This window comes from Clostridioides sp. LIBA-6822 (assembly GCF_056688955.1).
The window spans coordinates 362,007-379,446 of the sequence record NZ_CP196995.1; the positions used below are offsets into that span (position 1 = coordinate 362,007).

A 17,440-nucleotide genomic window follows, 5' to 3' on the forward strand; every position below is an offset into this window, starting at 1 on the left:
CAATGTAGTAAGGAGTTAAAATAATATTGTTTTATTAAATAAAGATAAGAATCTTTAAATGTGGTAAAATATACTAAAAAATCACTTTAAAAGTGATAAAATTAATTTAATTAAATATTTTAAAGGGGTGTAGATATGGAAAAGTCAAAAGTATATTTTTGTGACTTATACTCAAATTCGCAAAATAAAAATGTGCCAAACAATGTAAGAAGATTATTTGATATAGCAGGATTCAAAGATTTAATAGGAAAGAATGACCAAGTAGCAATCAAACTTCACTTTGGAGAAAAAGGAAATACTACATATATGAGTCCTGTAGCAGTTAGACAAGTGGTTGATAAGATTAAAGATTGCGAAGGAAAGCCATTTTTAACAGATACAAATACATTATATACAGGAAGTAGAACAAATTCTGTAGACCATCTTACAACAGCTATAGAAAATGGTTTTGCTTATGCAGTGGTAAATGCACCAGTAATAATTGCAGATGGATTGTATAGTAGAAATTATGAAAATGTACAAATAGATAAAAAACATTTTGAAAGTGTGAAAATAGGTGGAGAAATTTATAATTCTTCTGCAATGATAGTAATGAGTCATTTTAAAGGTCATGAAGCAGCAGGTTTTGGAGGAGCATTAAAAAATTTAGCTATGGGATGTGCAAGTGCAGCAGGAAAGCAAATGCAACATTCTGATGTTACTCCAGTAGTAAAGGAGAAGAAGTGTATAGGTTGTGGAAAGTGTGTTAATTCTTGTCCTACAAAAGCTATAAGTATAGTAGATAAGAAGGCAATTATAGATTCTGATGTATGTTATGGATGTGGAGAATGTCCAACTGTCTGTCCAACTAGAGCAGTAACTATACAATGGGAAAGTGACTCAGATGTGTTTGTTGAAAAGATGGCAGAATACGCTTATGGAGCAGTATCAAATAAAAAAGATAAGGTAGGATATATAACTTTTGTTATGAATGTAACTCCACTTTGTGACTGTGTACCTTGGTCAGGTAGACCGATTGCACATGATATAGGAATATTAGCATCAACAGACCCTGTAGCTATTGAACAAGCATGTTATGATTTGATTTGTAAGGAAATGGGTCATGATGTGTTCAAACATGAGCATCCTCATGTAAATGGAACTAGAATAATAGACTATGCATGTGAAATGGGAATGGGAAATAAAGAATATGAATTAATAAAATTATAAGAATAGTAGGACTTAGATGCATATAATTATTGTAAGAGAAATTTAAAAGTATCAAAGGAGTATGCATTTATGAAAATTTACTATGAGAAAGAAAATAGCAAGAAAGCTAATGTAAACAATATCCCAAGTGTATTTGCATTTAATTTTCTAAGAAACTTTTTAACTAGCAAAGAGTATGAGGAAACTAGAAAAGAATATTTTATAAATAATCTAACAAAAAGTCAGGTTAATCAAGCTATGAAGGATTTAAAATGGCTATTTAGAGAGTATGAAGGCTTAGAGGTTGTTACAATGGAAAGCTTGGATGGAGTTAAGACAAGAATAGTTTTATAAATTAATAAGAATGATTCTTTAATAAAAAATACTGTTTTAATAATGATACGTATAAGATATTATACAAATACTATTTTAGAACAGTATTTTTTTTGCGTAATAGTAAACCTATATATAAAATAAAGTTGACCAATAAATATTGTCTATGTAATACTATATATAATAAGTAAACTATATAAAAAATATAAGTTGACAAATAGGAGGATATATGGAAAAATACATAGTCAAATTAAAAAATAAAATATTAAGTGGAAAAGAAATAAATTATGAAGAAGCTCTTAATTTAATAAGTATTGACACTAATAACAAAAACAATTTTGATATCTTATTAAAATCTGCAAATGAAATAAGAGAATATTTTATGGGAAGAAAAGTAGATTTATGTACAATAATGAATGCTAAGTCTGGCAAATGTAGTGAAGACTGTAAATTTTGTGCACAATCATCTCATTATAAAACTGGGATAGAAGAATATTCATTGCTAGATTATAATGAGATTTTAAAGAGAGCTAAAGAAATGGAAAGTAAAGGAGTACATAGATTCTCTTTGGTTACAAGTGGTAAAGGTATGACAGGAAAAGAGTTTAATGATATTTTAAATATTTATGAAGGATTGAGAGAAAATACTAATTTAAAATTATGTGCATCTTTAGGTATTATAGATTATGAACAAGCTAAAAAGCTAAAATCAGCAGGTGTGACTACATATCACCATAATGTTGAAACATCAAAAGATAATTTTTATAATATATGTACAACGCATACCTATAAAGATAGAATAAGAACAATTGAAGATGCTAAAAAGGCTGGATTAGATGTATGTGTAGGTGGAATAATAGGAATGAATGAAAGTAAAGAACAAAGACTAAAAATGGCTTTTGAAATACGAGAATTAAATGTAAAATCAATCCCAATAAACATTTTAAATCCTATTAAGAATACTCCTATGGAAAATTATAATGTATTAGAACCAATGGAAATATTAAAAACGACAGCAGTATTTAGGTTCATAATTCCCAATACATACATAAGATATGCTGGTGGAAGGTTATCATTAAAAGGATATGACAAAGTTGGATTTAATGGTGGTGTAAATTCTGCAATTGTAGGTGATTATTTAACAACTGTCGGAAATGGTATTGAAAATGATAAAAAAATGATTATAGAACAAGGACTTGAATTTTGATAAAGATTACTTAAATTAATTAGTATACTTTTAAATAATAATAAAAGTATATTAATTTTTTTTTGCATATTAATTAAAATATTAAAATTGAATTATAAATTGCAGTATTCCGAAAAATGAGAAAAATATCAAAATTTATATAAAATAGTTGCAAAGGAAAAAAGGATGTGCTAATATCTAGGTAACCGGTTAAGTAAAACGGTTTCCTAAACTATGGGGGTGAACTTCTTGAGTATTACTATAAAAGAAATTGGCGAATTGGCTGGTGTTTCTAAAACAACTGTGTCAAAAGTCATTAATAATAAAGATGAAAATATAAGTAAAGCAACAAGAGAAAAAATTTTGAAAATAATGAAAGAAAAAAATTATGTACCAAATAAATTAGCACAAAGTCTAGTAACTAAAAAAACTAATACTATAGGGCTTCTTATACCAGATATACGAAATCCATTTTTTACAGATGTATCAAGAGGCGTAGAAGATAAAGCTAATGAAGAAGGTTACAACATAATCTTATGTAATACAGATGAAGATGCTAAAAAAGAATATGAAGGGATAAGAACATTATCAGAGAGAATGATAGATGGAATTATATTTGCAGCTTCTTCAAATACAAACTGGAAAGAGGCAAATTATAAAGACATAAAAATACCAACAGTATTAATTGATAAAAAAATAAGTATGAACAAAGAGACTTTAAAAGGAATAGTTAAAATAAACAACTTTGAAGGCGCATATATAGCTACAAAACATTTATTAGATATTGGAAGTAAGAAAATAATATACCTAAGTGGTCCACTTCAAAATGAAATAGCAGTAGATAGATTAGAAGGATATAAAAAGGCTCTAATTGAGCGTGATTTAAATTATAACTCTGATTATGTGTTTGAAGGAAAATATAAAATTGAATGGGGACAAGAATTCATAAAAAATCTAGAAAAGATAGATTTTGATTCAATATTTTGTGCAAATGATTTGATTGCAATAGGCGTTATAAGAGGGCTTAAGGAAAGAGGATTAAATATACCAAATGATGTAAATGTTGTAGGATTTGATGATATCCAAACATCTAGTCTAATAAGTCCCTCTCTTACAACAGTGAGACAGCCATCTTATGACATAGGATACAAGGCTAGTGAAATACTGATAAATTGTTTAAGAGGAGAGAAAAAAGAATCATTTGATGAGTTAATTTTTAAGCCAGAACTAGTTATAAGAGATTCAACAAAAGATAATGAATAACAGCATGAAAGACATAAATAGATATGTAAAGGAGTAATGTAATGGGAAACATAGTTGTCATAGGAAGTGTAAACATGGACATGGTATGTTCTGTAGATAAAAGACCAGAAAAAGGAGAAACAGTGCTAGGTAATAGCTTTTTCACATCACCTGGTGGAAAAGGTGCTAATCAAGCTATTTCAGCATCTAAGCTAGGAGCAAATGTAAAAATGATATCATGTGTAGGTGAGGATAGCTTAGGTGAGGAGCTAATAAGAAATTTTAGAAATAATAAAGTCGATTATAGCCTAGTATCTAGAGATAAACATAAAAGCTCTGGTGTTGCGGTCATAACACTATGTGAAAATGATAATAGTATTGTTGTTGTGGCAGGGACTAATGAATTAGTAGATATAGAATTAATTAAAAAGAATGAAGAAGAGATAAAGAATGCAGATATAGTATTACTACAATTAGAGATTCCATTGGAAACAATAAATTATGTGGTGAATTTCTGTTTTGAAAATAAGATAAAAGTTTTAGTAAATCCAGCACCTGCAATAAAATTAGATAGAGATATAATAGAAAAAGTAACTTACTTAACACCAAATGAACATGAATATAAGGTAGTTTTTGACACAGAGGAAGAAATAGAGGAAATATTAAAAAAATATCCTAATAAACTTGTGATAACAGAAGGAAAAAATGGAGCTAGATTTTATGATGGTAAGAAAATTAAACATGTATCCTGTATAAAGGTTGATGTCCAAGACACTACAGGGGCAGGAGATACATTTAATGGAGCATTGTCGGTGGCTATAACAGAAGGTAAAAATCTATATACAGCAGTAGAATATGCAGTAGTAGCATCAGGTCTTTCTGTAACAAAATTAGGAGCACAATCTGGTATGCCTTATAAAGAAGATGTTGAAAAATATTTAAATATTAATAAATAAAAATCTAATTTGTTCAAACTTAAAACTATTAAAAATGGAGGTTAATTATGAGAGTGAGAAAAATTTTATCTTTAGGAATTGCTGGAACACTAGCAATAGGAATGTTAACAGGATGTTCAATGGAAGGGCCAAGTAAATCAGATAACAAAGGTAGTTCAGACAAGAAAGATTTAACTATAGGAGTATCTACAATAACTCTTCAGCATCAATTTTTTATAGACATTGATGAGGGAATAAAAGAAAAAGCCAAAGAGTTAGGTGTAAAAGTTATAGTAAATGACCCAGACCAAGATGTAGCTAAGCAAACATCAGCAATAGAAGATTTTATACAACAAAATGTGGATGGAATGATAGTGCTTGGAACAGATAACTCAGCTATAGTACCAGCAGTAGAAGGAGCGTTTGAAAAAATGCCAGTAGTTACAGTAGATGCTGTATTAAATACTGAGAATATTACAAGTTACGTAGGAACAGTTAGTTATGATGCTGGTAAAAAGTTAGGGGAATACACTAAAAAGTACATTGATGAAAAATTAGGTGGAAAATCAGAAATAGCCATAGTAACAGATTTAAAATCTCAAATACAAATGCAAAGAATAGATGGATTTAAGGATGCATTAAAAGGTTCAGCAAATGTTAAAATATTAAATTCACAACCAGGATATGATAGAGAAGAATCTCTTAATACAGTAGAAAACTTAATACAATCTAATCCAGATGTAGATATAATATATGCAACAGCTGAAAATAGTGTATTAGGAGCTAAAGCTGCACTTGAATCTGCAAAGAATAAAGATGTTAAGATAGTAGGATTTGACTTAACTGAAGAAGCAGCAAGTGGAATAACAGATGGAACTATTCTTGCAATGATTCAGCAACAACCTAAAGAAATGGGACGTTTAGCTGTAGAAGCAGTAGTAAAAGCTATAAAAGGTGAAAAGGTAGAAAAAAATATACCAGTACCAGCTTTACTTTATGATAAAGAAAATATAAAAGACTTTAAGAATTAGTAAAATAAAATAAGATTATTTGAAAGAAATCCTATTTAAAAAGGAGTGTCATTATGAGTAATACAATTCTGAAGTTAAGTAATATTGCTAAAGAATTTCCTGGCGTTAGAGCATTAGATAATGTTAATTTTGAGCTATTTCATGGTGAAGTTCATGCACTACTGGGTGAAAATGGTGCTGGTAAATCAACAATGATAAAGATTTTAACTGGTGCACACTCAAAAACTTCTGGTAAATTCGTTTTTGAAGGTAAAGAAATAGAGAATATATCACCAGATGTTTCTAAGAAGATAGGTATAAATGCAATCTATCAGGAATTAACAGTATTTGATGAATTGACAGTAGCACAAAATATTTTTATGGGAAAAGAAATAAATGGTAAAGTCTTAACTAACGATAAAAAAATGAATGAAGAGGCTAAAAAGATTTTTGACAATATGGGAATAGATATAAATCCAAATGGTCTAGTCAAAGAGCTTAGTATAGCTCAAAAGCAAATGGTAGAAATAGCAAGAGTTTTATCATTAGAGACTAAGGTATTAATAATGGATGAGCCTACATCTTCAATAAGTAAAAAAGAAACTGAAATACTTTTTAGACTTATAAATGATTTAAAAGATAGTGGAGTTAGCATAATATATATCTCTCATAGGATGGAAGAACTTTTTGAGATTTGTGACAGAATTACTATAATGCGAGATGGGAAAACGATTTCGACTTTGAATACTAAAGAAGTATCATCTGAAGAAGAATTAGTTAATTTAATGATAGATAGAAAGCTAGACCAATTTTTCCCTAAAAGAGATGTAGAGATAAAAGAAGAGATTATGAGAGTGGAAGGTCTGACTAAGAACAACGTTTTTAATGACATCAGTTTTAATATAAGAAAAGGCGAAATATTGGGAATAGGTGGATTAGTTGGAAGCAAGAGAAGTGAAATAGTAGAAGCTATATTTGGACTTAGAACATATGATTATGGGAAAATATATTTAAATAATAAAGAAATAAAATTTAAAACTCCATCAGATGCCATTGAAAATGGACTAGGATTAATAACAGAAGATAGAAAAGGTACTGGACTGTTTTTGCAGATGAGTGTAAAAGAAAATACAACTATGGCTGGATTAAAAAAGATATCTAAATTTAAATCAGTTATAGATAGAAAAAAGGAAAAAGAAGTACTAGAAAAATACATAGATGCATTGAAGATAAAAACGCCACATATGAACCAAGTTATACAAAGTTTAAGTGGTGGGAACCAACAAAAAGCTATAATAGCAAGATGGCTTTTATTACAACCAGATATATTAATTATGGACGAACCAACTAGAGGTATAGATGTAAATGCTAAAGCAGAGATATACAATCTAATGGGAGATTTAGTAGAGAGTGGTGTAAGTATCATAATGATATCTTCTGAAATACCAGAATTAATATCAATGAGTGATAGGATAATGGTTATGAGAGAAGGTCATATAAGTGGATTTTTAGAAGGTGAAGAAATGGTTGAAAATAATGTATTAAAATTGGCTTTCGGAGGTAAAATTAATGAGTTCAATAACTAAGCATAAAGAAGATAATTCATCTCCATTATTAACAAAATTAACAAGTGCATTTAGGGACCAGGGGAGTGCAGCTATAGGACTTGTAATAATTTTTATAATAATGAGTGTAGCTTCATCTAATTTTTTAACTTTAGATAATTTAATTAACGTTGGAAGACAAATATCAATAAACGCAATTCTTGCAGTAGGTATGACGTTTGTAATAATTACTGGAGGAATAGATTTAAGTGTAGGAGCAGTAATTGCTCTAGTAGGTACATTTTGGGCTACAACAGTAGTAAATTATAATGCGCCTATATGGGTAGGTATGATACTTGCATTGGCAATAGGGACAATATTAGGCGTTATAAAAGGTGCAATTATTTCAACTCAAAAACTACCGCCATTCATTGTAACTTTAGCCATGTTGACGATAATAAGTGGAGCAAGCTTTGTATTCACAGGAGGAAGACCTATATCAGTAAATACAGATGTATTTAAGATGCTAGGTAGAGGATATGTTGGACCGATACCAATACCAGTTATAATTATGATTATAGTTGTAATAGCAGGTCATTTTCTATTAAAAAGAACTAATTTTGGACGTCATGTACATGCAGTAGGTGGAAATGAAGAAGCTGCTAGATTATGTGGAGTAAAAGTAAATAAAGTAATAGTAAAAGTATATGCACTAGCTGGATTACTAACAGCATTGGCTGGAATAATACTATCATCACGTTTGGCATCAGGTTCACCAACTGTAGGAGATGGAGCAGAGCTGGATGCTATAGCAGCAGTTGTGCTTGGTGGTACTAACATGATGGGTGGCTCTGGCTCTATAGTAGGGACATGCATAGGTGTTGGAATAATAGGAATATTAGGAAATGGTCTAAACCTACTAAGTGTATCTTCATATAATCAAATGATTATAAAAGGGTTGGTAATGTTATTTGCTATATGGATAAATAATATAAAATTAAAAAAATCAGCTAAAGCCAAATAATATTTAAATTTTAGCTAGTGAATTATAAAAATTATTACGCTTTTGAATATGCTAAATGAAAATATGGTAAGTAAAAAAATTTATTATCGTTTAAGTATAGAGTGTTAGACTTGAAATTTTAAATGTAAAAATAAATCTTAGGAGGAAATATGAAAAAAATTCTCTTAGATACACTAAATAATAAAAAACAAGAATATATAGATTATTTAAAAGAACTTGTAAGCATAAAGACTGAAGATATTGGACATGGAATATTAGGTGGATTTGAAAAAGAGGGGCAAGAATATGTTGAGAAACTTGCAAATGATATAGGTTTTAGTGTAGATAGACAAGAAATGAGTGAAGAACTAATTAAAAAAGCAAAAGATACATATAAAGAAGGAAACCTAGGTCACAATTATAAAGATAGATATAATTTAATTTGCAAATATAGTGGTAATTTACCTGGCAAGACGATTGTATTTAATGGTCATGTAGACACTATGCCACCTGGCGATATAAGTAAGTGGAAATATAATCCATACTGTGGGACAGAAGATAATGGTAAACTTTATGGTCTTGGAACCGCAGATATGAAATCTGGGCTTATAGCATCAATATTAGCTGTAAAGCTTATAAAAGATAGTGGTTTAAATGTACCTGGTAATGTAAAGATAATGTCAGTAGTAGATGAAGAAGGTGGGGGAAATGGTACTATAAATGCAGTTATGAATGGAATTGATGGAGATTACTGTGTAATTTGTGAACCATCAGAACAGAATTTAATAATTGCACATATGGGATTTGTATTCTTTGAAGTTGAGGTTAAAGGTATATCTCTTCACTGTGGTAGTAAGTGGGAGGGTGTTAATGCAATAGAGAAGGCTATGTTACTGATTCAAGATATAAAAGAATTAGAACATAACTGGCTTATGATATATAAACATCCACTATTGCCTTCACCTACAATAAATTTGGGTGTAATAAATGGTGGAACAGCAGGTTCTACTGTGCCAGATAAGTGTGTATTCAATTTGTGTGTACACTTCTTACCAAATATAATGAGTTATGAACAAGTTGTAAACGATGTAACTAATATCATAATGACAAGGGCTAATGGAGATTTGTGGCTTAAAGATAATAAGCCAAATATAAACATATATCAATCAGGATTAGGTTTTGAGATGGATAAGAATTCTGATTTTGTAGTGAAGGCACATAAAATACTAGAAGATGTTTTAGAGAAAAAATTAGAAATAAAAGGTTCGACAGCTGGAAATGATGCAAGATTGATGAAAAACTTAGCTAAAATACCAACATTAATATTGGGACCAGGCTCAATAGAACAATGCCATTCAATAGATGAGTATGTTGAAATCAATGAGTATTTAGACAGTATACTTATGTATGCAAGTCTAATATTAAACTTATAAAAGTAGGAGGAATATATAAATGAAAAAAGTATTAATAGTAGGGGAATCTTGGGTGAAAAATATAACTCATATAAAAGGGTTTGATACATTTGTTACAACTCACTATGAAGAAGCTGTAAAGTGGTTAAAAGAAGCAATAGAATCTGGAGGATATGAAACAGTTCATATGCCTGCACATGTGGCAGCAGATAGTTTTCCATATAAATTAGAAGAGTTAAATGAGTACGATTGTATAATATTATCTGATATAGGTTCTAATACTTTCTTATTATCTAATAGTACTTTTATAGATTGTAATAGTAATCCAGATAGACTTGAATTAATCAAAGAGTATGTAAATAATGGTGGAGCATTAATTATGGTGGGTGGATACATGTCATTTACAGGTATAGATGCAAAAGCTAGATTTGGAGAAACTGCTATAAAGGATGTATTACCAATAACTATGATAGATAAAGATGATAGAGTCGAAAAACCAGCAGGAATAATTCCAGAAGTTGTTGACTCTGAACATCCAGTATTAAAAGATATACCAACAGACTGGCCAAAATTTTTAGGATATAACAAGACAGTTGCTAGAGAGAATTGCCCTGTATTGGCAACTATTGGAGGAGACCCATTTGTAGCTGTTGGTGAGTTTGGAAAAGGAAAGTCTGCTATATTTAGTTCTGACTGTGCGCCTCATTGGGGACCAAAAGAATTTACTGATTGGAAATACTATAATAAATTATGGGTTAATATGCTTGATTGGTTAATATGTTAAAAATTTTATAAAATTTGAAACCTCTTACTTGATAAAGTGAAGCTTACAAGTCAAGAGGTTTTATTGTATAAAATGGCTGTACAGTAGAAAATATTTTTAAACTAATTATTTTAGATAATGGCTGATAATTTGTTAAAGTTAAGGAGGATTATACAATTAATATGGAGGATTTAAATAAAAATTTTTTAGTGCAATATATAGATGAGATACAAGAAGAGTTAAGAAATATATCAGATAAGATATGGGAAAATCCAGAACTTCAATATAAAGAATATTATGCTTCAAACTTACAAAAAGAATATTTAAGAAAGTATGATTTTAATATAGAAGAATTAGAAGATATGGATACAGCATTTGTAGCTAGTTATGGACAAGGTAAACCAGTTATAGCAGTCTTGGGAGAATATGATGCTTTAGATGGTTTGTCCCAAAAAATATCCATTACAAAAGAAGCTATTTCAGATGGTGGTGCAGGTCATGGATGTGGACATAATTTACTTGGTACAGGTTCAATGGGAGCTGTAATTGCAATAAAAGAATTAATTAAACTAAAAAAATTGAAAGGGACTATAAAATACTATGGATGTCCAGCAGAAGAAGATTTATCAGGAAAGGTATTAATGATAAAAAAAGATATCTTTGATGGTATAGACTGTGCATTTAGCTGGCACCCATTTGATATAAATACTCCAATAAGAATTCCAACCCTTGCCAATTATTCTGTAAAATTTAGATATAAGGGAATTAGCTCCCATGCAGCACAAGCTCCTTACAATGGAAGAAGTGCACTTGATGCAGTAGAACTTATGAACATAGGCTGTAACTATCTAAGAGAACATATATTTGATAGTTGTAGAGTACATTATGTAACTACTAATGGTGGAAAAATGCCAAACATAGTTCCAGATTTTGCAGAAGTATGGTATTACATAAGAGGTGTTAAAATGGAGCATGTAAGAGATGTATTTGACAGAATTGTTGATATAGCAAAAGGAGCAGCTTTGATGACAGGTACTAGTATGGAATATAATATTATAAGTGGGGTATATGATTATATCCCTAATACAATATTAACAGATATTCTATCACAAAATATGAAATTGATAGGAACTCAAAATTATGATGAAAATGACTACTATTTTGCAGAAAAATTAGCTGAAACAGTATCTATAGACAAAAGGATTAGTGTTTCTAGTGTATTGAGTGGAAACAAAGATATAACTAAGATGAATTTACATGATGAAGTTACAGATGATACATTTACTCATAATAACTGCATATCATTATCATTAGATATTGGAGATGTTAGTTACATAATCCCTACAGCTCAATGCTCTTGTTCAGTTTGGCCTATTGGGATTTCTGCTCATACATGGCAGTCTTGTGCTAGTGCAGGTTCTAACATGGGATTTAAAGCGATGTTGTTAGCATCTAAAGCTATAGCGTGTTCAATAAATGATGTAGTTCTTGATGAGTCTATTGTAAGTAAGGCAAAAAAGGAATTAAAGGATACTGTAGGTAATTTTAAATATACTCCAATTATTTAAAAATTAAGTTAATGTAAGTGAGATTGAACTGTATGAATTAGTATAAATATATAATTTAATATTATTTTTAACTTAACCTTCTAATTATTTTCAATCTAAGATACAATAATTAGAAGGTGTTTTTAAAGTTTTTTAGAATACTGTATCTTATATAATCTTGATTAAAAGTGTTATACTATATATAATTTATATAAAAAGTAGTACAAAAAGGAGTATTTATGTTTGGATATGTTAAAATAAACAAAATGGATTTAACATTTAGAGAATATGACCATTACAAAGCTTATTATTGTGGTCTATGTAAATATTTAAAAAGAAATCATGGAGAAATTTCTAGATTTTCTCTGAACTACGATATAACATTTTTAATTATTTTATTAACTTCAGTATACAAGCCAGAATCTATAAATACAGAGGAAGTATGTATAGTCAATCCATTTAAAAAGAAAAAGGTAATTACGAATGATATTACAGAATATGCAGCAAGTATGAATATTCTTTTAACGTATTATAAACTGGAAGATAATTTAATGGATGATAAACGCATAAAAGATAAATTAGCATATTATATATATAAAAACAAATTAAATTTAGCATATGAAAAGTATTCTGAAAAAGCAGAGTATATAAAACAACAGCTAAATGAATTAAATAAGTTGGAAAATGACAAAAATATAAATATAGATGAAGTATCTAGTATTTTTGGAAATATAATGGGTGAAGTATTTGCCTATAAAAAAGATGAAAATGAGAGAAACTTAAGAATGATAGGATTTAATATAGGTAAATATATATATCTACTGGATGCATATGAAGATTTAGATGAAGATTTTAAGAAAGGAAGATATAATCCTTTTATAGAGTATATAGATAAAAACGATGAGTTAAAAGAAAAGGTAAAAAAAATAATTGTAACATCATTAGGTTTTTTGGCTAGAGGAATTGATAATTTAAATCTAAATACAAATGTCGGAATAATAGAAAATATAATTTATTCTGGTGTTTATTTAAGATATATGAATATATTAGAAAGCAGAGGTGGAAAGAATGTACAGTAATACTTATAATAATGAAAGTTTTATGAGAGCAAGAGCTTTTATAGAAAATAGTGAATTTAAAAAAGCATATGATTTTTTAAAGACGTTGACTGACAAATGTGCAGAATGGTATTATCTAACTGGTTTTTCTGCGATGAACATAGGATATTATGAAGAAGGAGAAGACTTCTTAAAAAGAGCAAAATTTATGGAGCCAGAAAATCATGAATATAGTGATGCACTTAGAAGTTATACACAATATAGAAATGAATATAACAACAGGGCTGATAATTATAATAGAAGAAGACGTAATGATTTAGGTGGATGTTGCTGTTGTTGTGATGATTGTTGCTGTTGTTTAGGTGATGATTGTTGTGAAAACTGTGCTAAGCTTTGGTGTTTAGATTCATGCTGTGAATGTTTTGGTGGAGATTTAATAACTTGTTGTTAGGATGATAAATATGAGTATAAAAGTTGCTTATGGAGGAGTTTTATTAGCATTAAATGTGATACTGTTGACTCTTACAAATATTATTCCTGTAAATACATTGTTTATTATGGGTCTAGCATCACTTTTAGTATCAATTGTAATAATGGAATGGGGTTTTAAAAGTGGAATTGCTTTTTATATAGGTTCTATAGCTTTAGGATTTATAGTGATGGCAAGTAAGTCTCAATGGATTGTGTATTCACTTACCTTTGGAATATATGGTATTGCAAAATATCTTATAGAAAAAGATAGGTCTATATATGTTGAATATTTCATGAAATTAGTGTTTGCAAATATAATGATACTTATATTGTATTTTTTATTAAGAACAATAGTTTATATTCCAATAAATATTTTTATTATAGGCTCATTTGAGATAGCCTTTATAGTATATGACTATGTTTACAGTTCTTTTATAAGTTATTACAATAATAAGTTAAGAAAGATGCTATTTAAAAATAACAGTTGATTTTTATATTTAATTTTAATAGAATTGTAATTTAAAAAACTTAAATAATGTATCTGAATATGTATTGATATGTAAAAATAAATTTAATATATACTTAGTATTAATATATAAAAAGCTTTGATTTTTAGTCAAAGCTTTTTATATATTAGATATAATGATTCACTTTAAAAGATATAATATAAATTAAATATCCACTATATTTACATCTGTAGATAAAGAGTAAATAATATCTTTTCTTTCTACTATTATTTCAACATTTTTAGAAATTTCCTTATTAAGTGATATTTGAGATAAAAGTTCTTTTGTTGGATTTATTGCAATTGGATTTCCAACTCTTTTTAACATATTTATATCACCATTAGTATCACCATAAGCATAGGAGTTTGATAAGTCTAAATCATACTTTACAACAAAATCGTTTATAGCATTATTTTTACTTATAGAATCCCACATTGGAATAACTGTACCTGTAAATATTTCATTTTCAAATACATAGTCACTTCCTAGAAAATCAGTTACATTATATTTTTTTGCCATTTTTTCAACTAGAAATCCAGGACTACCAGATATGAATATGACTATATGACCTTGATTTAGATGCCAATCAATTCGTGAACGTGTGTATTTATAAACTCTATCTGCTTTTAATTTAATTACTTGGTCACTTGTAAAATTAATGCAAGTTTTATCTAATCCTTTTAATGAATCAACATAAAGGTCACATATCTCTAATAGATAATCATCATAATTACCTTGTCTTTTATCCCAATCCATAAAAGTGTCTCTAGCATGTTTATACCAATTTTTTTGGTCAATTATATCGTATTTAATTAATTTCTTAAAATGTTCAACCATAAGAGAGTCTCTATAAAGAGTACCATCTATATCAAAAAAAGCTGCTATATTTTTCATAAGACCACCTCAATTAATCATTTCCTTATATTATATTATAAATTGTATCTAAGTTGTTAAAATATATGTATAATAATTTATATATTAAAAAACAAATATTTTAAAGTCTAAAGGATGTGATTATATGAATTTTAATTTTGCAAAGGCTACGAACTCTAGACTTATGGGTAGTTTAGGTCTTATAATAAATTGGATAGATGATAAAAATAATCATTTCTGTCAATATTTTCTATTAGATGCAGAGGGATTAGGTTTGGCAGATTATGTGAGTTTAAAAAATCCAACACAAGAAGAAGCTTATATGGAAGAAGAAAGATTAATGGGTGGATTTGGCTCAGATAGAGTTGAATTAACAAAGGATGAATCATTGTTTTTAGTATCTTATTTTGGAAACAAGAATATTTTCTATGACAAATTATTACCAGGAGATAAAAGTGAGTATATTGATATTATAAAAAATTATAAAACAAATTTAGTTATAGAAAAATTATATAATAAAATATGCAAAAGAGTTGATGAAGAAGTTGAGTTTATAAACTACATGACTATGCGATTTATAGCTTGGGATAGAGAAAGTCTGAGATATTTTTCTGGAAGTGATGAGATTGCAAATATGCATATTACAAATATAAATGGTACATTGCTTAAAAATGTAGTAAGTGATAAAGGGCAAGGTAGATATATAAGTGAAGCTTTATATGAAGATAATGATGGGTATTATACATGTAAAATTGCTTTTTGTATAAGTAAATGTAATGAAACAGGTTTTAAAATCAATTCTCTGTTGGTAACAGATAAAGAACCTATGTATGATTTTGAGGTATTTGATGAGATTTCCAAAAATGAATTTGTAAGTGTGTATAGTGTAAACTCGTCTGAGGAATTTGCAAAAATATTTTATAAAGAGAATCCATTTTTACTAAAAAGCTATATGAATGAAGGTATATTTTTTACTAGATTTAATTTTAATAATGACCATGTCAAAGAAAATGTGTATATAATAAATAATGATATGAAAGCTATATATTACTTAATGGGAAATAAACTTTTTATTGGTACTTATAATGAAAATGATTGCAATTATATTAATGAGATAAGTCAATCTAACTATAGTAAATATATCAAGTTTGAAGAAAAGTTTTTCTTTGAACAAAATGCGTTATATGATTTTGCAGAATCAGGTTCAATAGATTTTGATGATTTTTTGGAATAATATTTTTGGACATTATTTAAGCGAGATTAACTGAATTTAATCTCGCTTAAATTAATTTCTATAATATTGGGGGAATATTATGAGGAATACATTTATTATTGTGGTCAATTATTAAAATTTTATACAGTTTATTATAAAAATAAAAAAAATTATAATTCTCCTTATATTATCGACCAATATTAATTTTTAGTATTTATTTAGATATATGGGTTGATTTGTAAAATATTAGGTATCTCTATTTCTTTGTGAATAGGTTAGAATCATACCATTTATCAAAATGGATAAATTTAAATGGTTGATGTATATCAATTGCATCTTCAGGACAATTATAAATACACCTCATACATAAGCAACAACTCCAATTAAATTTAACCTTATATTTTGTAACATTTATATTGTGTTTAGGACAATTGTTGGCACATTTAGAACAGTGTATACAATTTTTTTTTGCATAAAAAAATTTACCTAAGATATGGGCTCCATACCATTCTGACCTACCAATAAAGGATAGTGTTTTTACTAAAGTGCTACTATTTGGAAGGTATGAAATTCGATTAATTAAATTATGTACAGTATTAGTTATTTCTTTATCTGCTTTATCAATAAGCTCTCTTGTTTTTGTGTCATCGTATTTGACCATAAAATTTGATGGCATAGCAACTAATTTATTATAAAATACTTTGAAACCTTTAGCATCTAATTTTTTGATTAATAAATTTGATTAAAAAATAGCTACGCACACTTGTGACTTTAGTCATGAGTTAGTAGCTAAAGTAGTCAGCGTATAGGGAAACTTATATGTAGAGATAGGATATAACCTATCCAATACTACTTGAATTGCTGGAAACCCCTAAAGCTAACCAAACTAAAACATAAGGATGAAATAAACCTAAGTGTGAAAGTTACGAAAGTAGAAAAAATTGGTTAGATGGTATAAGGTTAAACCCTAAGTACTTTAAAATGGGCAATCAGCAGGTAAGCTCCAAATAGGAGAAACTTCAACGACTATTCCTCTTGAGGGAAGTACACTACAAGCTATTGGTAGTGGAAGTGGGTAGACCTTAACGGATAATGCCGAAGGATAAGATATAGTCTGTGCTTGCATGAAAGTGTAAGAAGTTCATAAGAGAACTGC

18 protein-coding genes are annotated in these 17,440 nt (G+C 28.5%); 15 read left to right on the forward strand and 3 right to left on the reverse strand.

Annotated elements, in window-relative coordinates:
• Nucleotides 1-135 precede the first annotated feature (135 nt).
• The 14 genes from ACTG48_RS02090 to ACTG48_RS02155 all read left to right on the forward strand — a co-directional run bounded on the left by ACTG48_RS02090 (nucleotide 136) and on the right by ACTG48_RS02155 (nucleotide 14,180).
• Nucleotides 136-1,209 (forward strand): DUF362 domain-containing protein, encoded by a 1,074-nt coding sequence (locus tag ACTG48_RS02090; protein ID WP_479917981.1) that lies wholly within the window; start codon nucleotides 136-138, stop codon nucleotides 1,207-1,209.
• 69 nt (nucleotides 1,210-1,278) lie between these two features.
• The gene (locus ACTG48_RS02095) at nucleotides 1,279-1,542 is read left to right on the forward strand and encodes a hypothetical protein (protein WP_021382847.1); all 264 of its coding nucleotides are present in this window, start codon (nucleotides 1,279-1,281) and stop codon (nucleotides 1,540-1,542) included.
• Between the two features lie 208 nt (nucleotides 1,543-1,750).
• Nucleotides 1,751-2,728: a biotin synthase BioB gene (gene bioB / locus ACTG48_RS02100; RefSeq protein WP_479917982.1), complete on the forward strand. Its 978-nt coding sequence runs from the start codon at nucleotides 1,751-1,753 to the stop codon at nucleotides 2,726-2,728.
• A gap of 219 nt (nucleotides 2,729-2,947) precedes the next feature.
• Complete coding sequence (locus ACTG48_RS02105; protein WP_479917983.1) at nucleotides 2,948-3,970, forward strand: LacI family DNA-binding transcriptional regulator; 1,023 nt, start codon at nucleotides 2,948-2,950, stop codon at nucleotides 3,968-3,970.
• Nucleotides 3,971-4,011: 41 nt separating this feature from the next.
• The gene (gene rbsK, locus ACTG48_RS02110) at nucleotides 4,012-4,905 is read left to right on the forward strand and encodes a ribokinase (protein WP_479917984.1); all 894 of its coding nucleotides are present in this window, start codon (nucleotides 4,012-4,014) and stop codon (nucleotides 4,903-4,905) included.
• A gap of 47 nt (nucleotides 4,906-4,952) precedes the next feature.
• Nucleotides 4,953-5,915, forward strand: coding sequence for a substrate-binding domain-containing protein (locus ACTG48_RS02115; RefSeq protein WP_479917985.1), 963 nt, complete (start codon nucleotides 4,953-4,955; stop codon nucleotides 5,913-5,915).
• 53 nt (nucleotides 5,916-5,968) lie between these two features.
• A complete protein-coding gene (locus ACTG48_RS02120; protein WP_479917986.1) occupies nucleotides 5,969-7,480 on the forward strand; it encodes a sugar ABC transporter ATP-binding protein in 1,512 nt (503 codons plus the stop codon).
• Entirely contained in the window at nucleotides 7,464-8,462 is a 999-nt protein-coding gene (locus tag ACTG48_RS02125) for an ABC transporter permease (RefSeq protein WP_479917987.1), read from the forward strand. The genes ACTG48_RS02120 and ACTG48_RS02125 overlap by 17 nt, the downstream gene beginning before the upstream one ends.
• 149 nt (nucleotides 8,463-8,611) lie before the next feature.
• Nucleotides 8,612-9,874, forward strand: coding sequence for a M20 family metallopeptidase (locus tag ACTG48_RS02130; RefSeq protein WP_479917988.1), 1,263 nt, complete (start codon nucleotides 8,612-8,614; stop codon nucleotides 9,872-9,874).
• Between the two features lie 19 nt (nucleotides 9,875-9,893).
• Entirely contained in the window at nucleotides 9,894-10,637 is a 744-nt protein-coding gene (locus ACTG48_RS02135; protein WP_479917989.1) for a glutamine amidotransferase, read from the forward strand.
• Nucleotides 10,638-10,798: 161 nt separating this feature from the next.
• On the forward strand, nucleotides 10,799-12,184 hold the full coding sequence (locus ACTG48_RS02140; protein WP_479917990.1) for a M20 family metallopeptidase: 1,386 nt from the start codon (nucleotides 10,799-10,801) through the stop codon (nucleotides 12,182-12,184).
• 218 nt (nucleotides 12,185-12,402) lie between these two features.
• Nucleotides 12,403-13,242, forward strand: coding sequence for a DUF5685 family protein (locus ACTG48_RS02145; RefSeq protein WP_021382868.1), 840 nt, complete (start codon nucleotides 12,403-12,405; stop codon nucleotides 13,240-13,242).
• Nucleotides 13,232-13,672: a putative 'four-disulfide core' protein gene (locus tag ACTG48_RS02150; protein WP_021382842.1), complete on the forward strand. Its 441-nt coding sequence runs from the start codon at nucleotides 13,232-13,234 to the stop codon at nucleotides 13,670-13,672. The genes ACTG48_RS02145 and ACTG48_RS02150 overlap by 11 nt, the downstream gene beginning before the upstream one ends.
• A 10-nt stretch (nucleotides 13,673-13,682) precedes the next feature.
• On the forward strand, nucleotides 13,683-14,180 hold the full coding sequence (locus ACTG48_RS02155) for a hypothetical protein (protein ID WP_021382836.1): 498 nt from the start codon (nucleotides 13,683-13,685) through the stop codon (nucleotides 14,178-14,180).
• A 183-nt stretch (nucleotides 14,181-14,363) separates the two neighbouring features.
• Here the strand turns inward: ACTG48_RS02155 and ACTG48_RS02160 are convergent, their stop codons facing one another.
• Entirely contained in the window at nucleotides 14,364-15,092 is a 729-nt protein-coding gene (locus ACTG48_RS02160) for an HAD family hydrolase (protein WP_021382860.1), read from the reverse strand.
• Nucleotides 15,093-15,216: 124 nt separating this feature from the next.
• Here ACTG48_RS02160 and ACTG48_RS02165 point away from each other — a divergent pair, with 124 nt between their 5' ends.
• The gene (locus ACTG48_RS02165) at nucleotides 15,217-16,305 is read left to right on the forward strand and encodes a hypothetical protein (RefSeq protein ID WP_479917991.1); all 1,089 of its coding nucleotides are present in this window, start codon (nucleotides 15,217-15,219) and stop codon (nucleotides 16,303-16,305) included.
• Nucleotides 16,306-16,540: 235 nt separating this feature from the next.
• Here the strand turns inward: ACTG48_RS02165 and ACTG48_RS02170 are convergent, their stop codons facing one another.
• Both ACTG48_RS02170 and ACTG48_RS02175 read right to left on the reverse strand, forming a co-directional pair.
• On the reverse strand, nucleotides 16,541-17,014 hold the full coding sequence (locus ACTG48_RS02170) for an EFR1 family ferrodoxin (RefSeq protein WP_479918770.1): 474 nt from the start codon (nucleotides 17,012-17,014) through the stop codon (nucleotides 16,541-16,543).
• Between the two features lie 246 nt (nucleotides 17,015-17,260).
• Nucleotides 17,261-17,410, reverse strand: coding sequence for a hypothetical protein (locus tag ACTG48_RS02175; RefSeq protein WP_021384555.1), 150 nt, complete (start codon nucleotides 17,408-17,410; stop codon nucleotides 17,261-17,263).
• Nucleotides 17,411-17,440: the final 30 nt, after the last annotated feature.

Excerpts from the sequence above, each read along its gene's own strand:
- ACTG48_RS02090 (WP_479917981.1), top strand. The coding sequence starts at position 136 with ATGGAAAAGTCAAAAGTATATTTTTGTGACTTATACTCAAATTCGCAA.
- ACTG48_RS02095 (WP_021382847.1), top strand. The coding sequence starts at position 1,279 with ATGAAAATTTACTATGAGAAAGAAAATAGCAAGAAAGCTAATGTAAAC.
- bioB (WP_479917982.1), top strand. The coding sequence starts at position 1,751 with ATGGAAAAATACATAGTCAAATTAAAAAATAAAATATTAAGTGGAAAA.
- rbsK (WP_479917984.1), top strand. The coding sequence starts at position 4,012 with ATGGGAAACATAGTTGTCATAGGAAGTGTAAACATGGACATGGTATGT.
- ACTG48_RS02115 (WP_479917985.1), top strand. The coding sequence starts at position 4,953 with ATGAGAGTGAGAAAAATTTTATCTTTAGGAATTGCTGGAACACTAGCA.
- ACTG48_RS02120 (WP_479917986.1), top strand. The coding sequence starts at position 5,969 with ATGAGTAATACAATTCTGAAGTTAAGTAATATTGCTAAAGAATTTCCT.
- ACTG48_RS02125 (WP_479917987.1), top strand. The coding sequence starts at position 7,464 with ATGAGTTCAATAACTAAGCATAAAGAAGATAATTCATCTCCATTATTA.
- ACTG48_RS02130 (WP_479917988.1), top strand. The coding sequence starts at position 8,612 with ATGAAAAAAATTCTCTTAGATACACTAAATAATAAAAAACAAGAATAT.
- ACTG48_RS02135 (WP_479917989.1), top strand. The coding sequence starts at position 9,894 with ATGAAAAAAGTATTAATAGTAGGGGAATCTTGGGTGAAAAATATAACT.
- ACTG48_RS02140 (WP_479917990.1), top strand. The coding sequence starts at position 10,799 with ATGGAGGATTTAAATAAAAATTTTTTAGTGCAATATATAGATGAGATA.
- ACTG48_RS02145 (WP_021382868.1), top strand. The coding sequence starts at position 12,403 with ATGTTTGGATATGTTAAAATAAACAAAATGGATTTAACATTTAGAGAA.
- ACTG48_RS02150 (WP_021382842.1), top strand. The coding sequence starts at position 13,232 with ATGTACAGTAATACTTATAATAATGAAAGTTTTATGAGAGCAAGAGCT.
- ACTG48_RS02155 (WP_021382836.1), top strand. The coding sequence starts at position 13,683 with ATGAGTATAAAAGTTGCTTATGGAGGAGTTTTATTAGCATTAAATGTG.
- ACTG48_RS02160 (WP_021382860.1), bottom strand. The coding sequence starts at position 15,092 with ATGAAAAATATAGCAGCTTTTTTTGATATAGATGGTACTCTTTATAGA.
- ACTG48_RS02165 (WP_479917991.1), top strand. The coding sequence starts at position 15,217 with ATGAATTTTAATTTTGCAAAGGCTACGAACTCTAGACTTATGGGTAGT.
- ACTG48_RS02175 (WP_021384555.1), bottom strand. The coding sequence starts at position 17,410 with ATGCAAGCACAGACTATATCTTATCCTTCGGCATTATCCGTTAAGGTC.